Source organism: Vibrio tapetis subsp. tapetis (assembly GCF_900233005.1).
GTDB classification, from domain to species: domain Bacteria; phylum Pseudomonadota; class Gammaproteobacteria; order Enterobacterales; family Vibrionaceae; genus Vibrio; species Vibrio tapetis.
Genome location: NZ_LT960612.1, coordinates 1,405,799 through 1,431,892, shown reverse-complemented (window position 1 = coordinate 1,431,892; position 26,094 = coordinate 1,405,799). Strand labels below are relative to the sequence as shown.

The window sequence follows — 26,094 nt, the reverse complement described above, 5'->3', positions numbered from 1 at the left end:
GTAAAAAGAGAGAGCGTTTACCTGTTTGTCAGAATAGAGTTTCAATCTAACACGGTGCCACACCACGCAAACCTCGGTATGACTTAGCTATTCATGCAGGAATGACTTTTGTTCTTAAAAGTCGATTCAGAGGAAATTGAGATGAACGTCCAAGCATTACCCATGCACAGGTTTATCGACCACCTCGGAAACCTAACAAAAGACTTACCAGAGTGGGCAACGCCTTCAGTACTCACAGGTTTCTATCAAGACATGGTTCTTACCCGTCTGTACGACAACAAAGCCGTTGCACTTCAACGTACCGGTAAACTCGGAACTTACCCGTCCCATCTTGGCGCTGAAGCCATCGGTATTGCGATTGGCAGAGCTATGCGTAAAGACGACGTATTCGTCCCCTATTATCGCGACATGCCTGCAATGTGGGCTCGCGGTGTGGCAATGGAGAAGAACCTTCAATATTGGGGAGGTGATGAAAGAGGCAGCGACTTTGAATTACACCGGACAGGTGATCAAAATGAGCCGTCACAACAGATAAACAGTTCCAGTAAAGACCTGCCTTTTTGCGTTCCTATTGCTACCCAATGCACCCACGCGGTTGGCATTGCCTCTGCTCAGAAAATCAGAGGAGGTCATCACGCAACGCTTGTCACCTGCGGTGATGGGGCAACTTCTAAAGGCGATTTTCTAGAGTCCATCAATTGTGCGGGAGTTTGGAATGTCCCTGTTGTATTCGTCGTCAACAATAACCAGTGGGCTATCTCAGTGCCGCGATCTATCCAATGCGGTGCGGATTCTCTTGCAGACAAAGCAAAAGGGGCAGGTATTCCCGGGCATGTCGTCGACGGTAATGATGTTGTCGCTATGTATGATGCCGTGCTAACGGGATTAGAACGAGCCAGAAGAGGCAAAGGAGCAACATTAATCGAAGCAATTAGTTACCGATTAAGCGATCACACTACGGCCGATGATGCCAGCCGGTATAGAGGAGAAGATGAGCTTCAACAAGCATGGCAATACGATCCTGTTACACGCCTTAAGGCGTACCTTGTTGGCCAAGGTTTGTGGTCAACACGTCAGCAATTGGAATGGGAAGAATCGTGTAAACAGCGGATTGAACAAGCGGTACAGCACTATCTTAGTGTACCCAACCAAGCTCCTGAGTCCGCATTTGATTACCTATACGAATCCCCCACGACCGAACTCAACGCCCAGCGAGATGAGTTGATCAACAAAGCAATGCGAATGCAAGGAGGAGAACATGGCTGAAATAACACTATTAGAGGCAGTCAACCTCGCCTTGCATCATGAGATGGCACAAGACAACAATGTCGTCGTACTAGGAGAAGACGTTGGAGAGAACGGAGGCGTATTTCGAGCCACCGTCGGATTAAAAGAAAAGTTTGGTTTAAAGCGAGTCATCGACTCCCCGTTAGCAGAAGCACTCATCGGCGGCGTGACAGTGGGCATGGCAAGCCAAGGGCTGCGACCCGTCGCTGAATTCCAGTTCCAAGGGTTCATCTTCCCAGCAATGGAACACTTAATGTGCCATGCAGCGAGAATGCGTAATCGAACCAGAGGACGATTAACCTGCCCTGCAGTTTTTCGAGCGCCTTTTGGTGGTGGGATTCATGCTCCTGAACATCATTCAGAAAATCTTGAAGCGCTCTTTGCTCACATCCCTGGCTTTAAGGTGGTGATCCCATCCTCCCCTCAACGCGCCTACGGGTTGCTACTTGCCTCAATCAGAAGTAACGATCCGGTGATGTTCTTTGAACCTAAACGGATCTATCGCACGGTAAAATCCGATGTGATCGATAATGGGTTGTCTCTGCCTCTTGATACTTGCTTTACCCTACGTAAGGGCCGAGACATTACCTTAGTCACATGGGGAGCCTGTGTGGTTGAGTCACTGCAAGCCGCCGCAACGCTGTCTAACCAAGGCATTGAGGCTGAAGTGATTGATCTCGCGAGCATAAAACCCATCGACATGGCGACCATTTTTAGTTCACTCGAAAAAACAGGCCGTTTACTTGTGGTTCACGAGGCCAGCAAAACCTGTGGAGTGGGCGCAGAAATTTTAGCTCGAACAGCAGAACACGCCATGTGCCTGTTAAAAGCGCCCCCCAAGCGAGTGACCGGAATGGACACCGTCATGCCTTATTACCGTAATGAAGACTATTTTTTGATTAAAGAAGACGACATCGTGCTCGCGGCTCGTGAGTTATTAGGAGGTTGGCAATGAAATCATTTATGCTCCCAGATTTAGGCGAAGGACTGGCTGAGTCCGAAATCGTAGAATGGCATGTCAACGTTGGCGATGTGGTCAACGTCGACCAACTTGTGGTCACGGTTGAAACAGACAAAGCCATTGTCGAAGTGCCTGCCCCCTACAATGGAACGATAGTAAAACGCCATGGCAACGCAGGAGATGTGATTAATATTGGCAGTGTGTTGTTGGAGTTTGAAGAAACCGAATCAAGTACCTCCAGTAGCCGAAAAGGCACGTCAAATGCTCAAGCCAGCCAAGATGCGGCGACCGTCGTAGGAAATGTATCGCATCAAAGCCACCAAGTAGACGTTGATGATTTCTGGGTAGGAACAAATAACCTGCACCAAACAGACAGCCTCATTACCGCCATGCCCTCTGCACGGCTATTATCTCAGCGTCTTGGTGTCGATCTAAATGGCATCACCGGTAGCGGGCCTGATGGCGAGATTCTTGAATCTGATGTCTACGAGCAGTGTGACAAACAGCTACCAGGAACCGAAGTTCTTAAAGGCGCACGACGAACCATGGTCAATACCATGACCCACTCACATCACCATGTTGCCAATGTCACCATTACCGAAGAAGCCCTATTAACCAAATGGCCGCAAGATGAGGATATCTCCATACGGTTAATACAAGCTGTAATTTACGCATGCCAGCAAGAGCCTGCTCTAAATGCATGGTTCGACGCAGAGACGATGACACGCTGCGTCCATTCCACCGTTAACATCGGCATAGCCGTAGACAGTAAACATGGCTTATACGTGCCAGTCTTACGCCATGCTGACGAGTTTAACGCCAGTCAAATGCGCAGTTGGCTAGATGAAACCATTACTGGAATAAGAAACAGAAAGATAGGCCGTGAACAACTTCAGCACGGCACCATAACCTTAACCAACTTTGGCGCCATTGCGGGTATCTACGCAACGCCTGTGGTTTCGCCGCCTCAGGTAGCGATTGTCGGAGCAGGCAGAATCATTGATAAGGTCATCATTAAGAAGGATAAAGCGATGGCCGTTAAAGCGATGCCTTTATCCATGACTTTTGATCACAGAGCCTGTACAGGAGGCGAAGCCGCTAGGTTCATCAAGGCATTAGTTGAAAGCCTCAGTGCATGATCACCTTTGAATCACCCTCCAAACAATAGAGGGTGATTCAGAGCACTTATTCCAGAATATTAGAATACGTATGTCGCACTGACATAAGCACTTCGACCTTTTTCAGAGTACCCGTAATAATCTTCTTGCTCATCAAGTAGCGTGTTAAACACATTATTTAGGCTGGCTTTTATACTGACAGACTCAAACGCATAAGACGCACCTAACCCAACTAAACTATAACCCGCGACTGTTTTATTTTCTCGACTCGAATTTGTTATGACCTGCTGACCCACGTAATTAACTCTTATAAAGGTTTTCAGGGGTTCAGTAACTCGCCAATTGAGGTCGATATTAGCAAAATGTTCAGGAGTTTGAGTTAGCTTTTCACCAGAATCTTTGTCCATCGCATCGGTGTAGGTGTAATTGGCAGCGACGTCAATGCGATCACTGATGTTATACCAGGCTTCTAACTCAACGCCTTTAACTTCAGCTTTACCAATATTTTTATAGGTAAATATTGGCGCGCTCCCTTCAACACCGACCTGTTTTGTCAAATCCCTTTCAATTTTGTTTTTAAGGTTGTTATGGTAATAAACAATGCCAAGCCCTAGATCTGCTGACTCATAACCAAACCCGACTTCATAACTTTCAGACTCTTCCGGTTTTAAGTCATCGTTGCCGGTTAACCAACAACGATTTCCGCAACTGATAACACGTACCTGATCGCTACTTTCCATCATACCCGGAGCTCTAAAACCGCCCCCCGCTCCCGCTTTTGCCACAAACTGATCTGTAAAACTATAAACTGCGTATGCGCGAGGACTAAAGTGACTACCATACACCTCATGGTAATCCTGACGCCCACCTAATGTTAACGCCAAATCATTTAATTCGAATTCACCTTGTAGGAATACCGCGCCTTGATAATTAGTCACGTCTCCTGACTTCAGATCTCGATCATTCTTTAGCTTAGACGTTCTATACTCACCACCTGCGACCCACGCATGGGTATCATTTATCAACCCACTCAAATTGAAATCAAGCGCATTTTGTTGTAATTCGACCTGAGCGGATCCATTCGAGTACGCTGTACTCGAATCGTCTAGCTTCATCGTTTCACCATAAATACGCGCATTTGAATCAAAGGAATCCCAAACGCCTTGATGGGCTAAACCGTAATTCCATCTCGTCGAGTTCTGCGAATTGGTGTGCATACCACTACGTGGATGAACCCAATCGGCCTCTCGTTCATCTTTGGTGTAGATAACATCAGCAACCAGAGTTTGAGAGTCGCTCAATTGCCAGTTAACCTCACTCATTAAATTTGTGCTTTGACGCTGTTCAATTGCGTCAACGGTTGGATTTTTTTCTGTTCTCCAAGGATCTCGTTTTGATGACTCTACAATGAGGCTTCCAGACACGGAATCTGCCATTTGTCCGCTAACGTATGCATGCCCCTTCGTTCCATCACCGCCGTCTCCTTCCAGAACACTTTCATATTCTAGGCCAACCGAACCAGAAAACTCGTCGGTCGTTGGCTTCAAAATAACGTTGATCACCCCACCCATTGCCTCGGAGCCATAGAGTGATGAAACGGGCCCGCGAACCACTTCCACTCGCTCAATCGCTGAGATCGGCACAGTAGCAAGATCAAAGTCATTGCCTCGGATAAGTGCATCTTGAGAGTTGATACGACGTCCATTAATTAAAATTAACGTGTGTTTTGAATCTAAACCACGGATCCGAACTGAGCTTCGGCCATAAGCCGTCGAGCTAAGAGCATTGACACCAGCAGCTCCCCTTACGATTTCAGATAAATCCTTAACTGGCATTTTCTCAATATCTTCAGCGGTAATTACCGAGATCGATGCGGGAGCAGTTAACTCTGAATGTTTAGTAAGACTTGCGGTAACCACCATGGTTTCATTTTCGTCATAACCAACGTCACTCGCCAATACGGGGTGGCTAAACGCAGACAGCATAGCAATGCCTACCAACGAAAGTGGAAAGCGATCTTTTAACGTTACATCTTTCACTACATATCCTTATTTAAGTTCATAAAATGTACAACGAGTGCATTTTACAACAACTTAAATGATAATAACAATCATTATCATATGAGGGTTTACCAATCGATTCAGAATTTGGACATGCATTAAGTTTATCGAGAAATATCATGAAAACCATGACGTATACGTTGGTGACAATGACCTCACTCTCTAATGACAACAGCAGAACTTTTGTTCAATACCCTACTGACGACCTCCTTTTGTCGAGGGTTGAGAAAACCTAATCGTTGTCTCAAAATTTCATTCCAGTCACTAGATAATGTGTTCACTTCAAATTGTCGACTTTGTGGGCCTAAATACAGGTAAGCGTCCATCACTTGTGGAAGTTTCATGGACAAGGACGATCCCGCAGCAGATCGGTTTGGTAAAACATCACATAGGCATAGTTCGCGAATATTAACATCCGTCGTCTTTATGACTCCGCCAGACGTAGGCTTATCAAACATTTGATGATCTTTTTCATAGCCGTCACCCGACAGCATATGCGGCCAAACACTATGATATGTTTCCCCGAACGCGTGTTTTGCTTGCTCACCAAAACACTTGAAACGACCGAATTGTGGCGTCTTATTCAGTATGTGTTTCGCCCCAAAAAAAACAATGGCCGGCTCTTTTCCCCCTTTGGTTTCTTCGTTCACTTTATGGAATAGCGCCTGATCTCTAAGCCCATTTAATTGCTTCAGATGTTTATCTGTCTTTACTTTACTCCACTCAATTGGGGGTTCTGACAAAATAATTTGGACGGGATAAGAGCGACACTTATTGGCATCTCTAACCTGCTTAAAAAACATACCGTAGCAAGGATGTAACCATGCAGGAAAAGAGACCGAATCCAACCAAATACAGGAAAGATCGTCGAACGCAACGTTCCCGCCATTAATATACGAATCCAGTAACTCCTGATATGCCGAATTACCGAACTCTACAAACAACTTCTGAAACAATCCGTCTAATTGCGGAGACAACATAATTTTGGTTATCTCCTCAAACAAGCCCGCATACCAGTGCGCCTCTCCAACTCCCAGTATTGAACCGCGGCTAAGTACATTGCCAAAATATGAGACTGGGGATAAAACGCCGTCTTGGATTACTCCATTTTGTATTGTGCCAATAACACTACCCATAATTTTGGTCTTGCAGTTCTTCGACCATTTTTGTACCAATAAGTCGTAACATGTCTGGGCGCATCATATCTCGATGGATACAGTTAACATCCACGACCTTGATATCTCCATCCATATAACTGTTCCATCCAGCTTTCTCTAGAAAGCCTTCGTCATCAGATTTTTCTGCATTGAAAAACAACATATCGCCTTTATAGACGTAATCAAGTTTGTCTCGTACGCGGTGATTATTATTGATGACAACTTCTATCATAGAGGCAATCGTCTCAGCGCTAAGGTGAGCCATTGACGAACCTGCATCTTGTAAAATATCGATGACCTCTTGCTTCGTTAAACTGGTATGAATCGTTTCATCAAATTCAACACCTGCCATACGGATAAGTGCGCCCAATGCCTGCTCTTCCCCTGGGGGGTTCATTGTTTGCCATTGTTCCGAGGGGTATGAATCTAATAAGGTAAGTAAACCAACCTTTTGCCCTTGCTGTTGTAAAATAGCGGCCATTACATGCGCTATCATTCCTCCAATAGACCAGCCCAATAAATGATAAGGCCCGAATGGTTGTTCTTTTCGGATCGCGGCGACATAGTCTTCAGCCATCTCTACCATTGTTTTGGGTAATGGGTTATCTGGGTTCCCAAGATTTTTCGATTGAACTCCATATAGCGGAATATGAGAGGGAATGATTGGGGTCAAGGCTGCATAGCACCAACTCAACCCACCAGCTGGGTGGACACAAAATATGGCAGGTTGCCCTTCTCTTGTTCGCAGGGGCAACAGCACATCTAACGCCTCGTCACTTGTACTGCCATCAAGCTTTGCTGCAATACTCGCCACCGTTGGCGCTTCAAACACAGCGGCCAAGGAGAGATCAACGCCCATAATTTCCCGAATGTAAGCAATCAGTTGAGCGGCCAATAGTGAATGCCCTCCCAACTCGAAGAAATTATCGTCAACGCCGACCTCCGGTAAATCCAATAACTTACAAAATAGCTTACAGAGCCTTTCTTCAACTAACGTGCTTGGTCCTTTCGTCCCTATTTGTTCAGCGAGATCAGGCTTTGGCAATGCACTTCGATCAAACTTGCCGTTATCTGTCAGTGGGAATGCATCTAGCACAACAAGATAGTTCGGTAACATATACTCGGGGAGCGTCTTCGCTAAGTGGCTCTGCATATGAGCCAATTCAAAGCTTTCTTGTCCAACGCATACAACGTATGCCACTAGCCGTTTATCCCCATCCATAAACTCAGGAGCCAGAACGGCAACTTGCCCAACACTTGGGTGTTGTATTAGTGCCCGTTCTATTTCTTCCAATTCAATCCTGAAACCGCGTATTTTTACTTGAAAATCACTGCGGCCGCTGTATTCGATTGCTCCGTCCTTACGCCAAAATGCCAGATCCCCAGATCGGTACATTTTACTATCTCTCGCCTCAAAAGGATTTTGGATAAAGCGCTCGTCGGTCAGCGTTTTCTGCCCAAAATAACCTGTAGCCAATTGAGATCCCGCAATATAAAGGTGACCAACAACCCCTGGCGGAACGGGTTGCAACTCATCATCCAAAATGTACATCTTGGTATTCCACACAGGAAACCCGATAGGAACACTATGCTCGCAATTGGTTTTGGTACACGGCCAGTAAGTCACGTCAATCGCAGCTTCCGTTGGCCCATAAAGGTTATGTAGACATCCTGAAAAACTCTGTAGATAACGATGAACTAATTCCGAAGATAGCGCCTCTCCACTACAAAATACCTGTTTGATACTTCTGCATTTTTCTGGATTCACTTGATGCACAAACACTTGAAGCATCGAAGGGACAAAATGCAAGGTGGTGATCTCTTGACTATGGATAAGGTCTTGCAAATACAGAGGGTCTTTATGTCCTTCAGGCATAGCCACAACAAGGCAAGCTCCTTGGATCATAGGCCAGAAAAACTCCCAAACTGATACATCAAAACCGGCGGGTGTTTTTTGTAAAACTCTGTCGTTTTCATCAATCGGATAAGAATCTTGCATCCAAAGTAAGCGATTAACGATGGCGCCATGGCTAATAACAACACCTTTAGGTTTACCTGTCGAACCTGATGTGTAAATGATATAGGCAGGATCATCGGGATCGAGTTCAACGGCCGCTATCTCATCTTCGTTGAGATCGATACGGGTATCATAGAGCGCTTCCAACGCCCCATTATCGACAAGTTGAACATGAGGAAACGTCGACAATTTATCTTGTTGGGCTGAATGAGTGAATACCCAATCGGGCTGAGACGACTCCAATAAGTAACGAATTCGTTCATCAGGGTAATCTGGGTCTATCGGCACGTAAACCGCACCGACTGCCAAGACAGCCTGCTGTACGACAATGAGCTCAATACTACGAGGAACACAAACCGCCACACGTTTCCCTTTGACTACCCCTTGTATACGCAACCAATTAGCTAATCCTTCAACTTTTTGTGCTACTTGTTCATACGTCAATACGGTTTCGTCAAAAATAATCGCAGGTGCCGTCGGCGTACGAACTCGCTGCAGAGCAAGTAGCTCTGTTAATGTCGTCTTAGGAATGGCTTGATGGGTATCATTCCAGTCATTTATTATTCGGTTTTTTTCACCAGGCAACAAAATTTCGAGTTGGCTAATTAGCGAATCGGAATTTTGATAGGAATCGAAAAAGCCCCCCATAAAATGAAACAACCTTTGTTGGTGATTGTTCAGGTCGTCAATCGAATACAGCGCCGGGTTTGCATCCATATCGATGTGTAACTGCTCATCTAATTCATAGCAATAGAATGAAATGTCATCCACCGGACCTGCCGACAAATTGAACGCGTTCGAACTTAGATCACCGAACTTATGTTGGTAATCAAACGGCATGATATTAACAAGGGGACCGAACAAATTGCGATTATCTTTGACTAAATTTAATTCTCGATGTAACTCTTCATAACGAAAACCTTGATGGCGTCTCACACGAGAAAATTCATGATTAACCTGTTTGACTAGCTCAACAACACTGGTCCCTTGTTCAAAACTCACCCGAACAGGCAAAATATTCACACGCATCGAGGGGGTTTGAATAGCAACAGAACCTAATCGCCCCATTAACGGCATGCCAAGCACCACTTCCTTTGAGCCCGTCATTCGGTGTACATAAGACGCAATTGACGCCATAAGTACGCTATACCAATGCGTCCGGCATTGTTTTGCTAGGTGCTCCATATGGGTAAAATGCGACCGTTCCATAACCCCTTTCAAACGTAAAAATCGGTCTGACGTCACCGTCGGTTTACCCGCTAAATTTACAGTATCGCTATGATCTTTATAGCGTTCTAAATAGAAGTTGCGGTCTTTTACATACCGATCCGATAACTTATATGCATTGTCTTCGTCGAGGATCGTCTGCTGGCTTGCAAAATGAATGCTGTCTACTGGAGTACCCGTCGTAAGGTTGGTATAAATATGGGCGACTCTGGATGCGATTAATGACATGCTATAACCATCAATAGCAATATGATGAAGCGATAAAAACCAAATACACCGCTTCGGCGACAATGTAATAAATGCCATGGAAAATAATCTATCTTTCGCTAGATCAACCGCAACACTTAGTTCCATTTTCATCCAGTCAATTGCACACTCAAGAGGCTGATTTTGTTTCGAAAAATCCAAACGATCGACTTCCCAATCTCTTCGGGTGATGAGCATTCTTGGACCTTCAATGGTGGTCATGAATCTTGCATGCAAAGAATCCACTTCATTAACCGCAATGGTCACAGCTTCAACAAAACAAGATTCGTCAACCATTCCATCAATAACGATATATTCTCCAGTTTTATAAATGGGATTATCCGGATCTCGTTGCTGTGCATACCAAATACCTGCTTGCGCATCGGTCAGCGGTAAAAGGTCTTGCGATGAATTGGGTGTTTTCTTCAATTGGTCCGTATCGTTCATATTCATTCCTTTGATCGTCTCTCACTAATTCAACATTCGATTACTCAGTTTTGTGCTGAATTAGCTCCCACCATTCGTTGACCTTCGGGCTCGTCGCGAGATCCATAAAGGTGACTGAAAGGCCACTTTGCTGCCATGAACTCACTAAGGACATCATCCTTATGGAATCCAACCCAAAATCTAACAAACTGTCGTCCATGGTTAGTTCATCAACCGAAATCGACAGCAAGTTCGCTATTTGAGCCTTAAGGTCAGCTTCACTTTTAGGGATGGAATAAACTGAAGGAGCGGATGGATATTCGCTGCCTTTCTCGTTTGAGTTTTGATTGGGTAGTTGCGCAATAAGCTGTTCTTTATCCAGCACATAACCACACCGCCCTGCAACATAATCTAGGGCCATTTGATGATCGGTTTGAGAAAAATCTGCCGTGGCATCTGAAATCATAAATGCCTGTATATCCATCATAAATGCTTCACAAGTGGTTTGTAGGCAGCCGATATGAGCATAAATTCCAACGATAATGAGTTGGTCTCGGCCACTTTCTTTCATCATGTTTTCAAGCGGTGTACGCTGAAAAGCACTATATCGCCATTTGGTATAGACAATGTCTTCATCTTCAGGGGTTAAGCTAGGATGAATCTTGGTGATACTTTCATCATCAATAAGACCAGGGCCCCAAAAATCGGTCAATAACGCGCGATCTTTAGCTGACTGGCCGCCCGGTTGAGCGGTATAAACGACTGGGATATTTGCCGCCTTACATGCGCGTTTCACCTCTTGTATATTACTGAGTAATGATTTCACTAGCTCACTGTCTTGCGCATAAAAGTTAAGAAAATACTGCTGCATGTCATGAACCAACAATACCGCACGATCAGGGTCTATATTCCAATCGACTCGATTTTGAGCTTCTAATGAATTTAATGGATAAGCAGCAATAGACGGGATAGCCATAAAAACCTCTTTTATGTATAGTAAACGATTGATTTTAATAATGAGTTAACTAATAGGGGATGCGATTTTCGTGCGAATTGAAATCGCCAATTAATTTGTTTTTATCCACCTTTCCAACGGCTGTTTTAGGCAAAACATCCACGAAAATGATCCTATCTGGCACCTTGTAATCGGCCAAACCTTTCGATCTCAGGAAGCGTTTAATTTCGATCGGTTTCAATTGTTTTTCGATACATACAATGACCGCACAGCTCTGCTCTCCCAAATAAGCATCCGGAACGCCGACGACCGCAGCATCATGGATATCGCTGTGAGCGAGTAAATGGTTTTCAACCTCTGGAGCGGCGATTTTTTCCCCTCCTCTGTTGATTTGATCTTTAACACGGCCGACAACTTGCAAGTTGCCTTCTTTTGTTACTGAAACGATGTCTCCTGTGTGATAGAAACCCTCAGAATCAAAAGAACTCCGATTATGTTCAGGTGCATTAAAATAGCCCCTGATCGTATAAGCTCCCCTCACTCGTAAAAGGCCGGGTGTTCCCGTTGGCACCAAGTTGCCCGACTTATCCTCGACTCGGATTTCGTCGTCATCACACATTGGTCTGCCTTGTGTCGTTACGATCACGTCCTCGGGGTCATCCAAACGCGTATAGTTGACAAGCCCTTCAGCCATACCAAATACTTGTTGCAGTTGGCACCCCATAATTGGGCGTACTTGCCTTGCCGTCTCTTCGTCAAATCTCGCACCGCCAACTTGCAATACACCAAGAGAGCTAATGTCATAAATACGCTCCTTAGCATAGGCTAACCAAAGCCGCGCCAAAGGTGGAACCGCAGCAGTCACGGTAACTTTATGTTTTTCAATTAAAGAAAAGACAGTTTGAGGGCTAGAGTCTTGGCCAAGTATCACGGTGCCTCCGGCCATAAAGCATCCTAATGCTCCAGGTGAACTCAACGAAAAGTTATGGGCGGCAGGAAGTACACATAAGTAACGAGTCCTTGAGGAAAAATCACAAACCTGATTGCTTTTTTCAACACTATACAAATAGTCATAATGGGTACGAGGAATAAGTTTGGGGGTTCCCGTCGTGCCTCCGGACAATTGAAATAGAGCAAATTCTTCATTTGAATTAGAGTTAACGTCAGCGTTTGCTGAATATAATTCACCTACCTTTACGCCGTATTTTGGCTTGCCAGAACCACACCACACGATCTGGGGTTTGACCGTGCTATTTTCTACAATTTTTTCAGACAATGATTCAATATCAACATTTAACTGAGAACCTGTTATTAATGCCTTCGCTTGAATAAAATCACAAAAATACGATAATTCGGCATATCGATGCGCAGGTAAGGCTAATAATGGTTGTACGCCAATTCGTAATAATGCAAATAGACAAAAATAGAACTCAGCGGTATTGGGTAAATGAAGGACAACTTTATCACCGCTTCGTAATTTCAATTTTGAATAGAAACCGGTCGATAATGAAATTACTTTTTCATTTACCTCCTGGTAGGTAAACTCTCGTTCCCCGCAGATCAGCGCTTTTTGATCCGGATAATTTCTTGATGATATTTCTAACATTTTCGGTATGGTTAAGTCGGTCCAATATCCAGCGGCTCGGTAACGCGTTTTGTATTCTTCCGGCCACGGGGTAAAACCAGAGTTTGATTTACTAGTCATCATACTTATGTCGTTTCCATTTCTTCTTTTAAATCAATACCAAGCGCATTCAACACCGTTCTCATTTTATTTCCGGTTTCGTTTAATTCACTTAAGGGCTCCGAGCCACTTACAATGCCCGCGCCCGCATAGACTTTTAACCGCTTCTTTTCAACTTGTGCGCACCGGATGACCACCACCCATTCACCATTGCCTCTAGAGTCCACCCAACCCACAAGCCCCGTGAAATAGCCCCTATCAAAGGGTTCTGTATTATTGATAAATTGATGCGCGTTATCCGTTGGGTAACCACAGACAGCAGGTGTTGGGTGTAAATGACTCGCTAGCTTTAACGCACTGGTACTAACGTCCAAAATAGTGCCTTCTATTTTGGTGGACAAATGAAGCATCGACTTGGTCGCCATGACCGACGGAATCAAAGGCACGTATAGGTTCGAACACCATGGCTGCAACGCTCTTTCGACTGCATCGACGACCACCGCGTGTTCATGAAGATCTTTTTCACTGTCGATCATCGACTCTGAGTTTTGCAGGTTAATCTCTTCGTCAGTACTACGTCGACGAGATCCTGCCAAGGGATTTGAGCAAACGTATTGGCCTTTTCTTGAAACCAGCAGCTCTGGGCTCGATCCCATCAAGTATGAATCTTCCCCTCCGGAACCTAATTTGGTTGAAAACGTATAACCCCCAGGGTTTTGTTTTAATAATCGTTTCAACAATGATATTCGGTCGATTTCAGTTTCTGTATCCACCTCTACGGTTCGTGACAGAACGACTTTATCTAAGGAAGAATCACAATTTCCGCAGCATGATTCGGCTTCCAACACGCTTTTCATGTAAACCTGAGCGGTAGGGTTTGACCAAACTGTTGAAGGTCTACAGACCCCTAAACATTCCGATTCTTCAATGGAATTGGGTCGTATTGGAGAGGTTGTCACTATCCTCTTAGGGACAATAAAATGGACTGGATTACCTTCAGAAAACGGAATGACACCAACCGCGATCGGGTTGTCATTATCGTCACTTTTTACTTTTAAGAATAAATTATTTATTTGGTCATCGAGTTCTGAAAATTTCAGCGTCTCAGTCAATTCAGCGGCGACGCCTTCGGTCAACATTGTCACTGTAGGGGAGCTAAAAAAGAAGAGTGCCCCATCTAAGTCATCGTCAAATAATTTGGTTAGTAGCAACTTATTGCCTACTGAATCTCGAAACATAACCAATCCTTATTATGTAATTAAATAATAAACCGTAATGATAATCATTATCAACTGACAGGTAGCAGTGAGCATATCAGATTATTTTTATATGGGAAGGACTATTATTGTGATTTATCTAAATCTTCAGGATTCGGTTTTAGCGAGAAGGGATTAAAGTGAGACTATTTATATAGTTAGGAAGGTAAAAGTGGCACGCATAGAGGGCAAAAACATCGCCCTCTTTGTCATTTTTTTGATTATAGATGATTTAACTCATAAGCTTTGGCGCTCTGTTTACGAATATCATCAAATTTGTCTTTAACTCGCCCGCCAATCAAATCGACTCTGCGTTGCATTTCACCGACCCAAACTTCATCGTTCATGACCGAGCGGGGAAACAACGTAATCCTTTCTGTTTTCCCTACGTACAAAAAAGCATCAAATAGCAAACCAACTTCTGCATTCATGTCCCCCATTTCAGCCAGCTTATATCTAGATTTTGGCAAGATATCGATCATTCTAAGTTCCTTGAACGGTGTTTTTTTTGTGAAAACCAGAGAGTTCTCATCGAGTGGATCTAGCGCGTTGACAACAACCGGGTCAGTCAGCGGCCAAATAGTAAAAATTTTGTTTGGATAGTGTTTTTTAAGCCTTGTTGCCAATGGCCAATTTTTTTCTATCGTGGCCGATGTATATTCGGAGGTTGCGTTTATCAAGTGAAACGCTCCGAAAATGAGCAGCGCTTTTTGTTCCTTGTCTAACAATTCCGAACTGACTTTATAAAAGTGGGCTGTTTTTGTTTTCGCTGCCGTCTCCCATTCACTCACTTCCGTCAATTTTTCCCAATCAAAAGGGGCTTCGGCTAAGTGGACTTTAATCCTATTATGTCTTGCCGATGCCATGTTGTGTGTCCGAACTACGGTAAAAAATTCGCGGTAGATTTCTGGCATCCAAGCCATGAAATACAATGAACCTCTCATAACCTCCTGAAGAGAATTTTGGGAGACGTCTTCCCCATTAATATAATCATCGAGTGTATGTTGATATTTTGCATTACCAAACTCGACAACAATATTCTTAACCGTTAAAGGTAACGAGCCAGATTTGATTAATTCTATTGCATAACGAAGCGTGCCTTCGTTCCAATGATAATCTCCAATGGCAACCACATCGTACTGCTCAAAAGCCTTAGTAATAGCCGCTGTCGCCAATGGAGCCTCGTTCGCTAATTCTTGAATATCCTTTTTACTCAAATCCAGCTTTGCTGAATGAGGTAGATATTCACATCCAAAAAGGGTCGCACTCAAAAGTAATAACGTGTATTTGATAGTTTGCTTGTTGCTAAATAAAGCCAAAATCCATTTCCTCGCCGAACAATTACCTAAATGATAACAAAAATCATTATCATAATGTATAGTTCAGCCTATCACACAATAATGGATGACTTAATGATGGACGCTGAAAAACCAAGGACATTAACTTTAATTACCGGTGCGGCAAGTGGCATTGGCAAAGCCTGTGCAAAAGCAGTTCTAACACAAGATGAAGAAGTCATTCTTTTGGATAAGGACAATGAACAACTCTTGGCCTTTTATGAGAGCTTAACCGCCAAACAACAAGACAAGGCACACCTCTATTCAGTCGATCTTAATGACCTAACTTCAGTGTCCAATTTTTGTCAATCGATCTCCGAAAAAGGTCTCACACCAAACAATATCATCAGCGCCGCCGGTATTTTGCACCTTTCCCCGATCCTTGAGCTCTCCGCAGAACAACTCACTGATACGCTCAATACTAATTTCATTGGGACGTTTGTCCTGCTGCAGCATTTAGCGAAAACATGGGTAACGAACCATTACCCTGGATCATTGGTCGTTGTTGGGTCTAACGCCGCAGATACTCCACGAGTAAATATGTCCGCATATTGTGCCTCCAAAGCCAGTCTTCATATTGCAATCAAATGCATGGGTTTAGAGTTAGCGCAATATGGAATACGCTGTAATATTGTTAGCCCTGGCTCAACCCGAACGAGTATGCAAGAGCAATTGTGGCAAAATGCAGATGGAGAACAACTCACTATCCAAGGTAACTTAGAACAGCACAAGCTTGGTATTCCATTAGGAAAAATTGCGGAGCCCGATGACATTGTTAACGCCGTCCTATTCTTACTCAGCGAAAAGGCTGGGCACATTACCATGCAGGATCTTCGCGTTGATGGAGGCGCTACTTTATAATTTGTTACTTAAAATCGGGTAAGTCATGACACATATTTGACATAATACCTATTGATTGTATTATTATTAATCGAACTGTTCGTCCCTGACCAATTTTCAAACAAAAATGATCTTGGTTGAGTTTTTACAAAGCAAATAATGAGACCAATGTAATGAGATTAGCTTTAACACTGCTTGCATTTATTCCAACGTTAAGTTGGGCAAATAGCGAAATTAACGCCTATGCATATGAAGGTCTCTCAGAAATTTGTATGAGCTCTAGAATGATCACTAAACCCGTTGAATTCCAAGAAATGAAAGCGATCTATCTAGACAAAAAGCAAACTCGCCAAGCTTCGTTTCCTTCGAATCCGAGTTTCGCATTCTTTGCATCAAAACAACTCTGGAACATCCGCCTTGGTGATCATCCCACTTTTGAGCAATGCGCTGCAATTCTTAGGTAACGGAATATCGTTAACGAGCAATAAAGCCGCCCAATTGAATGACGGCCTTGATTGTTAAACGCGCTTTAGCACTTATCAATCAACTCGGGCATGATTTCAAATAGATCGCCGACTAAACCATAATCTGCGATATCGAAAATTGGGGCTTCCGGATCAGAGTTAATCGCCACAATGACTTTGGAATCTTTCATCCCTGCTAAATGCTGGATAGCACCTGATATGCCAACAGCAATGTAGAGTTCCGGTGCAACTATCTTACCGGTTTGTCCAACTTGTAGATCGTTAGAAACATATCCGGCATCCACCGCCGCCCGTGACGCGCCAATTGCGCCACCTAGCCTGTCAGCGAGCTGTTCAACCAAGTTAAAGTTATCTTTACTGCCTAATCCCCTTCCACCGGATACGACGACCCTTGCGGCAGGCAACTCAGGGCGCTCGGTGACGGTTTTTTGTAAAGAAACTAACTCCGAAAGCTCTGAAGTGAGAAAGTCTTGATATTGGATGACTTCTGCGTGATGTTCAGTATTTTGACTGTCACTATTATCGCATAGGTCAATGGCATCATAAGCTGAACCGCGAATCGTCATGACTTTAATTGGGTCTAGCACTTTCACTCGCGCTAAAGCATTACCCGCATAGATTGGCCGTACCGCTACATCCTCAGATTCAATACTGATCACATCAGATACAAGCCCGACATCAAGTAACGCCGCCACTCTAGGCAATAGATTTTTACCAAAACTCGAAGCTGGCGCCAAAATATGGGAATACGATTTATGCGCCTCGTCGTGGCATAAATTAACCACAGTTTGAGCGTAATTTTCAGCGAGCGGGCTCTTATACGATTTGGAATCAACACAGACAACATCGCTTACAGCATCAATGGTAAGCAATTGCTTGGCCACCAAGTCACACCCGTCCCCCATCACAACGACCGTAATGGGCACTAATGTTTCGCTGTTATCTCGTATTGTTGTTGCTGCGCGAATGGTACGTAATGTATCCATCGATAGGGCTTTGTTATCATGTTCCGCAATAACTAACGTAGTTAAATTCATACCCATGTACCTTCCCCTTAACAAGAACCGTAATCGGTCGAAAAATAATGCCAAAAACAGCGGACTACACTACTTTCTCTTGATTCTTTAACTTATCGACTAACTCCGAAACATCAGCAACCATGACCCCTTTACTGCGAGTTGCAGGAGGCAGAACATCGAGAATTTGTTGATGCTGTGTGATGCAAACATCAAGCTCTTCAGCAGATGTGCATTCCATAGGTTTACGTTTCGCTTTCATGATGTTCGGAAGCGACGCATAACGAGGGTCATTCAATCGCAAATCCGTACTAATAATGGCGGGTAACGATAACCTCAAGGTCTCGAGACCACCGTCTATTTCTCGGGTTACTACGGCATGGTTAGGCTCAATAGACAACTCCGAAGCAAACGTGCCTTGCGGACGCCCGCTTAGCGCTCCAAGCATTTGAGCAACTTGATTGTTATCGGTATCAATCGACTGCTTACCCAGTAACACAATGTCGGCCGCTTCTTTTTCCATGATGGCTTTCAGTATCTTCGCAACCGCTAGGGGTTCAACTGTAAACGGCGCTTCTACGTGAATGGCTCTATCCGCTCCTAAAGCGAGTGCCGTTCGTAATTGCTCTTGACTGGATGCATCTCCAATGGAAACCACCACGACTTCCTTCGCGATATCGGCTTCTTTAAGCCTGACTGCTTCTTCCACTGCTATCTCGCAAAATGGATTAATCGTCATTTTTACATTGTTGGTTTCAACTCCAGTACCGTCACTTCTCACCCGAATTTTGACGTAAGGATCGATGACTCGTTTTATCGCTACTAATACCTTCACAATGCCTTCCTTTTCGATGAATGCCGTGTGTCCAAGCCTTTGATCTCAGCTTAGTCCAGTTTACGTTTACGTCAACTGGACTATATTTAAGGTTATGTGAGAGAAAATCAGGGGCCACCATGGACAGAGAAAGCATGGAGTATGATGTTGTAATCGTTGGCGGAGGGCCTGCAGGTTTGGCTTGCGCTTGCAAAATCGCGCAACTAAAAAATCAATATGGCCTCGAAGAGGTGACTATTTGTCTGGTTGAGAAAGGGGCTGAAGTCGGTTCTCATATCCTGTCTGGCGCTCTGTTTGAAACCACAGCATTAGACGAATTATTTCCTGATTGGGAGGCCTTAGGTGCCCCGATCCAAACGAAGGTAAACCATGATCAATTTGTCCATCTCACAACCAAACTGAATCATGTAACAATCCCCAATTACTTCACTCCCCACCCTATGCATAATTCTGAAAATACCTACATTATTAGCCTAGCGAATTTAACTCGCTGGTTAGGAAAACAAGCTGAGCAACTCGGTATTGATGTGTTCTCAGGTTTTGCAGCATCTCGCATACTTTTCAAGCCTTCTGAATCTTCTGACTGCCCAAACAATAAAAATAGTGACATTGTCACAGGAGTCATCACCTCCGATCTCGGCTTAGACAAAAATGGACAACCCAAAGCAAACTTTGAGGCCGGTATCGAACTGCGTAGTAAGTACACTATTTTTGCTGAAGGCTCTCGAGGCCACTTGGGCAAACAGCTCATCGATAAATACCAGCTAGACAAGGGAAAAGCACCCCAACATTATGCTCTGGGTATCAAAGAAATCTGGGAGACGGCTGAAGCCACTAAACCAGGAAAGGTTATTCACGCAACCGGATGGCCGTTATCTGAATCTTCCAGCTCTGGTGGTGGCTTTATGTACCACCTTGAAAACAACCAAATCGCCGTTGGCCTGATCGTTGACCTAAACTACAGCAATCCCTATTTGAACCCATTTGAGGAGTTCCAAAGGTTCAAGCACCATCCGGTCATCGCGCAACACTTGTCAGGAGCGGAACGCATTAGCTTTGGTGCTAGAGCAATAAGTAAAGGAGGCTTCACTTCTCTGCCTAAGCAACAGTTTCAAGGCGGCTTATTAATAGGCTGCGATGCAGGAACCTTAAACCCTTTGAAGATTAAAGGCTGTCACAGCGCAATGAAATCTGGGATGATCGCAGCACACGCTGTTATTGAACAATTAGAGCAAGGACACAGCCACACCGAGCCAGACTACAACACCCACTTTGAAGCATCTTGGCTCTACAAAGAGCTAACCGACTCACGGAATTTTTGTGGTGCTATCCATAAATACGGATCTATCTTAGGGGGGATACTGACGAGCTTTGAACACAACATTTGGCCTAAACTCTCCCCCTCACCTGTGCCTTGGCATATTCAAGACAATAAAGCCGACCACAGCAACCTAAAAACCACCAATTACAGTAAGAGAATTCATTATCCATCGCCCGATGGCGAGTTAAGTTTTGACAAACTTTCTTCGGTTTATCTGTCTGGCACTCACCATGAAGAAAACCAGCCCTGCCATTTATTAGTCAACGGCCAAGACGTCTCGTTGGATGAACAACTCGCATTGTATGATGAACCCAGTCAGCGTTACTGCCCTGCAGGGGTCTATGAAGTGATTGAGACGGGCGGTAAATCTAAGCTACAAATCAATGCCGCCAATTGCCTCCATTGCAAAACGTGTGATATTAAAGCCCCTTCACAAAATATTACTTGGCAGCCTCCCGAAGGCGGAGGTGGACCAAATTATTCTAATATGTAGCCAAAAACGCTCTAGGCACTATTTGATTGCTCGTTGACCTTTTCCCAAGGCCTCTTTATGTAGTCGCTGTCATATCCTGCGCTCTTATCAATTTCCTTGGCCTGATACATACGGCCATCTGCAATTCGCGTTAACTCATCTTTTTCAATGCTGTCTACGCCAAAATAACTCACTCCGATACTGCAACCGACAATCAATTGTTCACCTTGGTGTGGGACAGGTTTTTCAATTTCATCTATGATTTGATTTACTTTCTGTGGAATGATCTCGTAGTTATCCAGTAAATCAAAGCACACAATAAACTCATCTCCACCGTAACGGCCAACAAAATCAGAACGCCTTACAATGGCCTGCAGTCGTTCGCCAATCACCATTAAAATTGTATCTCCGGCGTCATGCCCGTAATTGTCGTTGACTTGTTTAAACTTATCTAAATCAATGAATAGTATCGCCATCTTTAGATGAGTTCGATTCGCTTTAATAATCGCATTACTTAATGCCGAATCAAATGCGCGTCGATTAAGAACATTAGTCAATGGGTCATATTCGGAGAAAAATAGCAGCTGAGCTTGCTGATCTTTTAACGCCTGAGTTTGCTTTTTCACTTCTAGTTCAAGCTCTCGTCGTGTAACGACTGACTCTCTTAACGAAGAGGTCATTTTATTAAAGAACATGGCAAGGTTAGTAAATTCCACGTCTAATTTCGCGTGGTCGACTTTGCAGTCTAATTTGCCGTTTGAAAGCTGATAAATTGCTCTGGTCAACGCAGATATGCCTAACCTAAACCGATACATAATTAACCATGCAATCGCACTAACAAACAATGACGATATCACCAGCCCTATGGCGCCATAAAGCATAGACTGCGTAATATTTTGGGAACTTTGATAAACAATTTCTTGATGCATGTAAGCTAGCTCTTCTGTCATGCTTTGCACTAACATGTTGTATCGCGAGTGAATGAGTACAACACCGCTGGAATTTACTCCGCCTCGTCTGAGTTGATCTTGTTTCAATAATTTTTTTTCTTGAGCAAGCAACGAACTTAGACTGCCGTTCATCCTTTTGATGTTCTCGAGCTTAATGCCTCTAAATTGATATTCAGATATTTTACTGGTTAACTGTAATTGAGCGTCTGTCACGTGTTCGAAATTACGAAAGTCCCCATCATTTTGTAACAAAAGCCATAACTGACTTCGCAACAGGTCGACACTCAATTGCAAATGAATTAGTTGTTCTAATTCTCGATCCGTTTTATTTTGCTCGTTAAACGTATTGTACGAGGCCACCATAATTAAAAACGTAAGTAAAAAACTGGTGAAAAACAGTAAGACCAATTTTTTAAATAGAGAGTTGATCATCGCCCTCCCCCACTTTTTTGATATTTCTCAAAAGGAGTAGAATAAAAAACGTACCTGAAGTTTGGCTCCTGCCCCATGACCAACCCTTCTTTTAGTGCCCAGCTAGATTGCAATTGCAAACTATAAAGCAAGGAATTACCTAGAGATAACCTAAAAACGTAGTAATTCCATGACCATAGCAACTGCCCTGATTTTACATCTAATGAACGGGAAACTATTTTTATCGCTTGGTCAGGATTATGATTGATCGACTCTATAGCCTTACCTAACACTTCAATGATTTTCAGAGCTTCTTCATCAGAGCTATCAAAATATTGCTTCAATGAAATCAAATTAAAGGAAAGTTCATAGACGCCTTTAATTCCAAGATTATTAATTTGTGAGTTAAATTCAATATTGGTTTGATATCCAAATGGCTCCCATACAGAAATAGCATCAACTTGAGAGGTTTGCAGCGCGTTCACCATCTCCGTTGCGTTAAGGTACACCTTTTCGAAATCTAGTTGCTTCTGATTGTTAGCACTTAATACTGAATCTAGGTAAAACTCACTGGAACTTGCCTTTACTACACCAACTCTTTTACCCTTTAAGTCGGATACTTGGTTGATATTTAAAACACTTGGCGTCAACAGCTTTACGTCACCGTCTGAGCTAACAAAGCTGGCTAATAGCGCTATATTATTGCCGTTAAAACTCTCGAACATGACCACTGATTCTGAAGAGGTTGCGTATTTAACCTCACCAGCCGTCAACATGGCTGTGCATTTCACCCCCCCAAAACAAGGAACGAGTTCAATATTAAGCTGACCTTCCTGCAACAACCCTAACTCTTTCGCAATAATAAATGGAGCTGACAAAGGGGTTTGTGACACACCGATTTTGATCGTCGTGTCATCAGAGCTTGCTTGCTCTTTATTATCGAACACCCACACAAAAACAGGAATCATAAATAGAACGACGACAATCCCTAAAGTGGAAACTACTTTTCTTTTACTCGCCATGACCATGCCAACTTTATTGATCTTATACATCTATATTAGTATTCGAATCGCAATCCCGCTCAGTTTTTATGGGCACTGGATGATGGAGGTCAAAACGACAAAAAGCCACTAACGGGTACTCTAGTGAATAAGTACGATTAGTGACCTATTTTAGGTTGTCTTGTTTTTACTCTTTACAACGAAACGCAATAGATGAAGTGAGTCAATCAGTCATTGGTCGTGTTTTTCTCAACCACTTGCGCCATGGCAGAGACAATAAGATAAAAATGCTAAGTGCATATAAAGTAGACCAACCTAGGCAAATAAACACAAAGGTACAGAGCAAGAGAGAGCCCATTGCCAAATAACGGCTAACTCCCGTAAGCAGCTTTGTTGCGGCAAGCATCGCCAGCAGGTAAATCAGGACAAAAACGCCATTAGCTAACGTAAGAAAAAACTCAAGATCCAACCCTGATAGCTCACCCAAAATACAAGATAACAATATCACGGCACCGATCACTAAGGTTGCGTTAGCAGGCACCCCATTTACCGAAACCTTAGCTAAAACGCTATTTGGTTTATTATCACGAAATTGAGCCCAAACCATTCGAGCTAAGCTTTGCGTATATAAGTTCACACTAGCAAAACATGCAGCGAATCCAATGATACTTATCAAGACTTTAAAACTTGCACCAAATAGCTGCTCACTTAACCAAGGAATTGAAGCACTATCAAATTCAGAACTTCCATACGCTCCGAATTTCAGAATCACCACAGAACATGCCCAATAGGTAATACCTGCGACTAAGCAACCAACAATGATTGCAATGGGAAAATCGCGTTCGGGATCTTTAAACTCTTCTCCCATGTGAGCAAAAGCTTCAATTCCAACGAAACACCAAAACATAACGGCTAACGCGGAGGCAATCGCCCACATCGAGTTCAACTCTAGTGCTGGCATTGTAATGTCTTGTAAGCCAACCTCTCCCTTCCACCAAAAAGCAGCTACCAAGGTAAAAATGCTCACAGCAATAACAGTCTGCAACCTGCCCGAAGACTTGCTCCCCATCAAGTTGACAACCACAAGCAAAAACACCGTGATCGCTTGAGCGAAAAGAAGCGAATTGAAGCTGTCAGGTAATAGTTGTTGCAAAAATCCAGCAGCTAATGTGACGGCAGCCGGAACACCTACCGGGATCACGCTGACAAACAGCCATGCCACGCTCTTTTCTAACCTAGGATTAAACGCTTTTCGCACGAAATAAGCCGTACCGCCTGCGCTCGGAAATCGCTTGCCTAGCTGAGCAAATGTTAAAGCGATTGGGCAGATAGCGACGAATAGAATAATCCAAGCCCACAAAGACAGGCCACCTGCGATACCAGCAGCAATCGCCGGTATCATAAATAATCCCGTCCCCATTAATGTTGTAGACAGTTGCCCAATACCAGAGGTAAGGGTGATTTCTTGTTTAAGTTGCGCCATCAATTCAATCCTTGAACAGGCTATACGTTGGTGAGCCGTCGCTAATGGTCAAAAAATCATCGTGCCACAGTCGATATTAAGTTAACAGTTCGGAAAGCCGATAATGGAGAATTACATTGCTCTGTTTCGAATAAGAGATAGATTTACTCTATACAGACTTGGTTTTTACCACTCCCTTTTGCGATATAGAGCCGTTGATCCGCTTCTTTAATCAGGTTTTCGACGCTTTTTAAGTCAAAGCATTGATCACAGAAGCTGACACCTAAGCTCACACTACTATTAAATTTCGCTTCTTTGAATGAGAAAAAGTACTCATAGAATACGCTACGAATTTCTTCGGCAACTTGATGGGCCTCTTCTAGCGAAATATAAGGAATGAGAGCGATAAACTCTTCTCCACCCCAACGCCCAACGACACCATCTGATTTGTGGACAATTCGTTTCACCATCGCGGCTAATACTCGTAACACTTCGTCTCCCGTAAAATGGCGTATGTGTCGTTGATTTTCTTGAAGTCATCGACATCCAGCAAAATACAAGCAATGGTTTCGTTGCATTCCAATTGGCTTTTCAACCAGTCATATATCGCTGAGCGATTAAACAAGTCGGTCAATTGGTCATAAGACGCTCTGTAGGCAAGTGTTTTTTCCAGTAGTACTTTATCTGTAATGTCTTCTAAGATCACTTCCACGGCAGGTTCGCCATCCCATTCGATAACATTGTCATAAACATTAAAGAAACGGCGACTGCCATCGAAGCAAATATTCTCAGAAGTCACACTTCGACCGACGATTTTCTTCGATATGATGTCGTGATAATGCTGCTTAACGGATTCTCGATTTCTTTCAGGGATAATCTCAAGTATGGAACCCATCCCCATCACTTGTTCTTTGGACTCCGCCCGCATTAATCGAACCCATGCGTCATTGATCATTAATGGCGTAAAATCACGGTGTACCATGATGCCTTGGCCTGATTGCATGATCATTTTTTTGAACATCAAATCATGCTGGCGAAGCCGATTATTCGCTTCGACCACAACCGACAAATCAATCACCGTTACTTGAAGGGCGGGTTTATTATTCCATGAGATGAGATGGTCAACAGAAAATACGGTAAATTCGCGTCCAAAACGATCAACATTAGTGAATGTCTGCCCGTGAGGAACCATACGTCCAGCGATGATTTCTCTATAATTTTCCTTCGCTTTATCGTGGTACTTTTCGGGTAGTAACTCGAGAAACGAATCAATCCTGTTCAGCAATTCCTGCGAAGAGTCGTAACCATAAAGATTGGCGTATTTATCATCAACACTGACGGCTTTCAGATCCTGGATGATGATAACGCCATATGATGAATCGATACTGAGTTCAGGCATTTTTACTGCTGCTCTTTTTTCTAATTTCGGTAATGATAACAAAATCATTATAGACAATTATGTATCGCTTCATCCAGTCACTTATTGTTGAATAGGAAAAACGAATTTGGAGTTTTGAAAGAAGTATTGCTGACGCTGTATTTATTCTACTTTTATCCTTATTAATTATCT

The 26,094-nt window shown here is 43.6% G+C and carries 18 protein-coding genes and 1 pseudogene; 6 read left to right on the top strand and 13 right to left on the bottom strand.

Going from position 1 to position 26,094, the window contains the following annotated elements; translation table 11 throughout:
- Window positions 1-141: 141 nt before the first annotated feature.
- Genes pdhA through VTAP4600_RS23390 form a run of 3 tightly spaced genes read left to right on the top strand, consistent with a single transcriptional unit; the run spans window position 142 to window position 3,387 of the window.
- Window positions 142-1,266 carry a pyruvate dehydrogenase (acetyl-transferring) E1 component subunit alpha gene (gene pdhA / locus VTAP4600_RS23400; RefSeq protein ID WP_102525106.1) on the top strand — a complete coding sequence of 375 codons (1,125 nt, stop codon included), beginning with the start codon at window positions 142-144 and terminating at the stop codon, window positions 1,264-1,266.
- A complete protein-coding gene (locus tag VTAP4600_RS23395; protein WP_102525105.1) occupies window positions 1,259-2,242 on the top strand; it encodes an alpha-ketoacid dehydrogenase subunit beta in 984 nt (327 codons plus the stop codon). The genes pdhA and VTAP4600_RS23395 overlap by 8 nt, the downstream gene beginning before the upstream one ends.
- A complete protein-coding gene (locus VTAP4600_RS23390) occupies window positions 2,239-3,387 on the top strand; it encodes a dihydrolipoamide acetyltransferase family protein (RefSeq protein ID WP_102525104.1) in 1,149 nt (382 codons plus the stop codon). Before VTAP4600_RS23395 ends, VTAP4600_RS23390 begins: the two co-directional genes overlap by 4 nt.
- 59 nt (window positions 3,388-3,446) lie before the next feature.
- On the opposite strand, the gene VTAP4600_RS23385 is transcribed toward VTAP4600_RS23390, so the two are convergent.
- The 7 genes from VTAP4600_RS23385 to VTAP4600_RS23355 all read right to left on the bottom strand — a co-directional run bounded on the left by VTAP4600_RS23385 (window position 3,447) and on the right by VTAP4600_RS23355 (window position 15,713).
- Window positions 3,447-5,351, bottom strand: coding sequence for a TonB-dependent receptor domain-containing protein (locus tag VTAP4600_RS23385; protein WP_102525519.1), 1,905 nt, complete (start codon window positions 5,349-5,351; stop codon window positions 3,447-3,449).
- Between the two features lie 230 nt (window positions 5,352-5,581).
- A complete protein-coding gene (locus VTAP4600_RS23380; RefSeq protein ID WP_102525103.1) occupies window positions 5,582-6,562 on the bottom strand; it encodes a hypothetical protein in 981 nt (326 codons plus the stop codon).
- Window positions 6,555-10,526, bottom strand: coding sequence for an amino acid adenylation domain-containing protein (locus VTAP4600_RS23375; RefSeq protein WP_415239694.1), 3,972 nt, complete (start codon window positions 10,524-10,526; stop codon window positions 6,555-6,557). The genes VTAP4600_RS23380 and VTAP4600_RS23375 overlap by 8 nt, the downstream gene beginning before the upstream one ends.
- A gap of 34 nt (window positions 10,527-10,560) precedes the next feature.
- Complete coding sequence (locus tag VTAP4600_RS23370) at window positions 10,561-11,475, bottom strand: isochorismatase (protein ID WP_102525101.1); 915 nt, start codon at window positions 11,473-11,475, stop codon at window positions 10,561-10,563.
- 49 nt (window positions 11,476-11,524) lie between these two features.
- Window positions 11,525-13,162 carry a (2,3-dihydroxybenzoyl)adenylate synthase gene (locus VTAP4600_RS23365; RefSeq protein ID WP_415239693.1) on the bottom strand — a complete coding sequence of 546 codons (1,638 nt, stop codon included), beginning with the start codon at window positions 13,160-13,162 and terminating at the stop codon, window positions 11,525-11,527.
- 2 nt (window positions 13,163-13,164) lie between these two features.
- A complete protein-coding gene (locus tag VTAP4600_RS23360; protein ID WP_172443215.1) occupies window positions 13,165-14,376 on the bottom strand; it encodes an isochorismate synthase in 1,212 nt (403 codons plus the stop codon).
- A gap of 239 nt (window positions 14,377-14,615) precedes the next feature.
- Window positions 14,616-15,713, bottom strand: coding sequence for a hypothetical protein (locus VTAP4600_RS23355; protein WP_231897943.1), 1,098 nt, complete (start codon window positions 15,711-15,713; stop codon window positions 14,616-14,618).
- 93 nt (window positions 15,714-15,806) lie between these two features.
- Here VTAP4600_RS23355 and VTAP4600_RS23350 point away from each other — a divergent pair, with 93 nt between their 5' ends.
- Entirely contained in the window at window positions 15,807-16,592 is a 786-nt protein-coding gene (locus VTAP4600_RS23350) for a 2,3-dihydro-2,3-dihydroxybenzoate dehydrogenase (protein WP_102525099.1), read from the top strand.
- A gap of 152 nt (window positions 16,593-16,744) precedes the next feature.
- On the top strand, window positions 16,745-17,035 hold the full coding sequence (locus VTAP4600_RS23345; RefSeq protein WP_102525098.1) for a hypothetical protein: 291 nt from the start codon (window positions 16,745-16,747) through the stop codon (window positions 17,033-17,035).
- Between the two features lie 65 nt (window positions 17,036-17,100).
- Here the strand turns inward: VTAP4600_RS23345 and VTAP4600_RS23340 are convergent, their stop codons facing one another.
- Window positions 17,101-18,093: an electron transfer flavoprotein subunit alpha/FixB family protein gene (locus VTAP4600_RS23340; RefSeq protein ID WP_102525516.1), complete on the bottom strand. Its 993-nt coding sequence runs from the start codon at window positions 18,091-18,093 to the stop codon at window positions 17,101-17,103.
- Between the two features lie 64 nt (window positions 18,094-18,157).
- A complete protein-coding gene (locus tag VTAP4600_RS23335) occupies window positions 18,158-18,907 on the bottom strand; it encodes an electron transfer flavoprotein subunit beta/FixA family protein (protein ID WP_102525097.1) in 750 nt (249 codons plus the stop codon).
- 119 nt (window positions 18,908-19,026) lie between these two features.
- Here VTAP4600_RS23335 and VTAP4600_RS23330 point away from each other — a divergent pair, with 119 nt between their 5' ends.
- Window positions 19,027-20,721, top strand: a complete 1,695-nt coding sequence (locus tag VTAP4600_RS23330) for an electron transfer flavoprotein-ubiquinone oxidoreductase (RefSeq protein WP_102525096.1) — start codon at window positions 19,027-19,029, stop codon at window positions 20,719-20,721.
- A gap of 11 nt (window positions 20,722-20,732) precedes the next feature.
- Here the strand turns inward: VTAP4600_RS23330 and VTAP4600_RS23325 are convergent, their stop codons facing one another.
- The 4 genes and pseudogenes from VTAP4600_RS23325 to VTAP4600_RS23310 all read right to left on the bottom strand — a co-directional run bounded on the left by VTAP4600_RS23325 (window position 20,733) and on the right by VTAP4600_RS23310 (window position 25,872).
- Complete coding sequence (locus VTAP4600_RS23325) at window positions 20,733-22,082, bottom strand: GGDEF domain-containing protein (RefSeq protein WP_102525095.1); 1,350 nt, start codon at window positions 22,080-22,082, stop codon at window positions 20,733-20,735.
- Window positions 22,079-23,113 carry an ABC transporter substrate-binding protein gene (locus VTAP4600_RS23320; RefSeq protein WP_231897942.1) on the bottom strand — a complete coding sequence of 345 codons (1,035 nt, stop codon included), beginning with the start codon at window positions 23,111-23,113 and terminating at the stop codon, window positions 22,079-22,081. The genes VTAP4600_RS23325 and VTAP4600_RS23320 overlap by 4 nt, the downstream gene beginning before the upstream one ends.
- Before the next feature lie 172 nt (window positions 23,114-23,285).
- Window positions 23,286-24,545, bottom strand: coding sequence for an L-methionine/branched-chain amino acid transporter (gene yjeH, locus VTAP4600_RS23315; RefSeq protein ID WP_102525094.1), 1,260 nt, complete (start codon window positions 24,543-24,545; stop codon window positions 23,286-23,288).
- 143 nt (window positions 24,546-24,688) lie between these two features.
- Window positions 24,689-25,872, bottom strand: a pseudogene (locus tag VTAP4600_RS23310) (sensor domain-containing diguanylate cyclase).
- Between the last annotated feature and the right edge of the window lie 222 nt (window positions 25,873-26,094).

What these genes read in the sequence shown, in the direction of transcription:
- pdhA (WP_102525106.1), top strand. Translation starts at nt 142, where the DNA reads ATGAACGTCCAAGCATTACCCATGCACAGGTTTATCGACCACCTCGGA.
- VTAP4600_RS23395 (WP_102525105.1), top strand. Translation starts at nt 1,259, where the DNA reads ATGGCTGAAATAACACTATTAGAGGCAGTCAACCTCGCCTTGCATCAT.
- VTAP4600_RS23390 (WP_102525104.1), top strand. Translation starts at nt 2,239, where the DNA reads ATGAAATCATTTATGCTCCCAGATTTAGGCGAAGGACTGGCTGAGTCC.
- VTAP4600_RS23385 (WP_102525519.1), bottom strand. Translation starts at nt 5,351, where the DNA reads ATGCTGTCTGCGTTTAGCCACCCCGTATTGGCGAGTGACGTTGGTTAT.
- VTAP4600_RS23380 (WP_102525103.1), bottom strand. Translation starts at nt 6,562, where the DNA reads ATGGGTAGTGTTATTGGCACAATACAAAATGGAGTAATCCAAGACGGC.
- VTAP4600_RS23375 (WP_415239694.1), bottom strand. Translation starts at nt 10,526, where the DNA reads ATGAATATGAACGATACGGACCAATTGAAGAAAACACCCAATTCATCG.
- VTAP4600_RS23370 (WP_102525101.1), bottom strand. Translation starts at nt 11,475, where the DNA reads ATGGCTATCCCGTCTATTGCTGCTTATCCATTAAATTCATTAGAAGCT.
- VTAP4600_RS23365 (WP_415239693.1), bottom strand. Translation starts at nt 13,162, where the DNA reads ATGATGACTAGTAAATCAAACTCTGGTTTTACCCCGTGGCCGGAAGAA.
- VTAP4600_RS23360 (WP_172443215.1), bottom strand. Translation starts at nt 14,376, where the DNA reads ATGTTTCGAGATTCAGTAGGCAATAAGTTGCTACTAACCAAATTATTT.
- VTAP4600_RS23350 (WP_102525099.1), top strand. Translation starts at nt 15,807, where the DNA reads ATGATGGACGCTGAAAAACCAAGGACATTAACTTTAATTACCGGTGCG.
- VTAP4600_RS23345 (WP_102525098.1), top strand. Translation starts at nt 16,745, where the DNA reads ATGAGATTAGCTTTAACACTGCTTGCATTTATTCCAACGTTAAGTTGG.
- VTAP4600_RS23340 (WP_102525516.1), bottom strand. Translation starts at nt 18,093, where the DNA reads ATGAATTTAACTACGTTAGTTATTGCGGAACATGATAACAAAGCCCTA.
- VTAP4600_RS23330 (WP_102525096.1), top strand. Translation starts at nt 19,027, where the DNA reads ATGGACAGAGAAAGCATGGAGTATGATGTTGTAATCGTTGGCGGAGGG.
- VTAP4600_RS23325 (WP_102525095.1), bottom strand. Translation starts at nt 22,082, where the DNA reads ATGATCAACTCTCTATTTAAAAAATTGGTCTTACTGTTTTTCACCAGT.
- VTAP4600_RS23320 (WP_231897942.1), bottom strand. Translation starts at nt 23,113, where the DNA reads ATGTATAAGATCAATAAAGTTGGCATGGTCATGGCGAGTAAAAGAAAA.
- yjeH (WP_102525094.1), bottom strand. Translation starts at nt 24,545, where the DNA reads ATGGCGCAACTTAAACAAGAAATCACCCTTACCTCTGGTATTGGGCAA.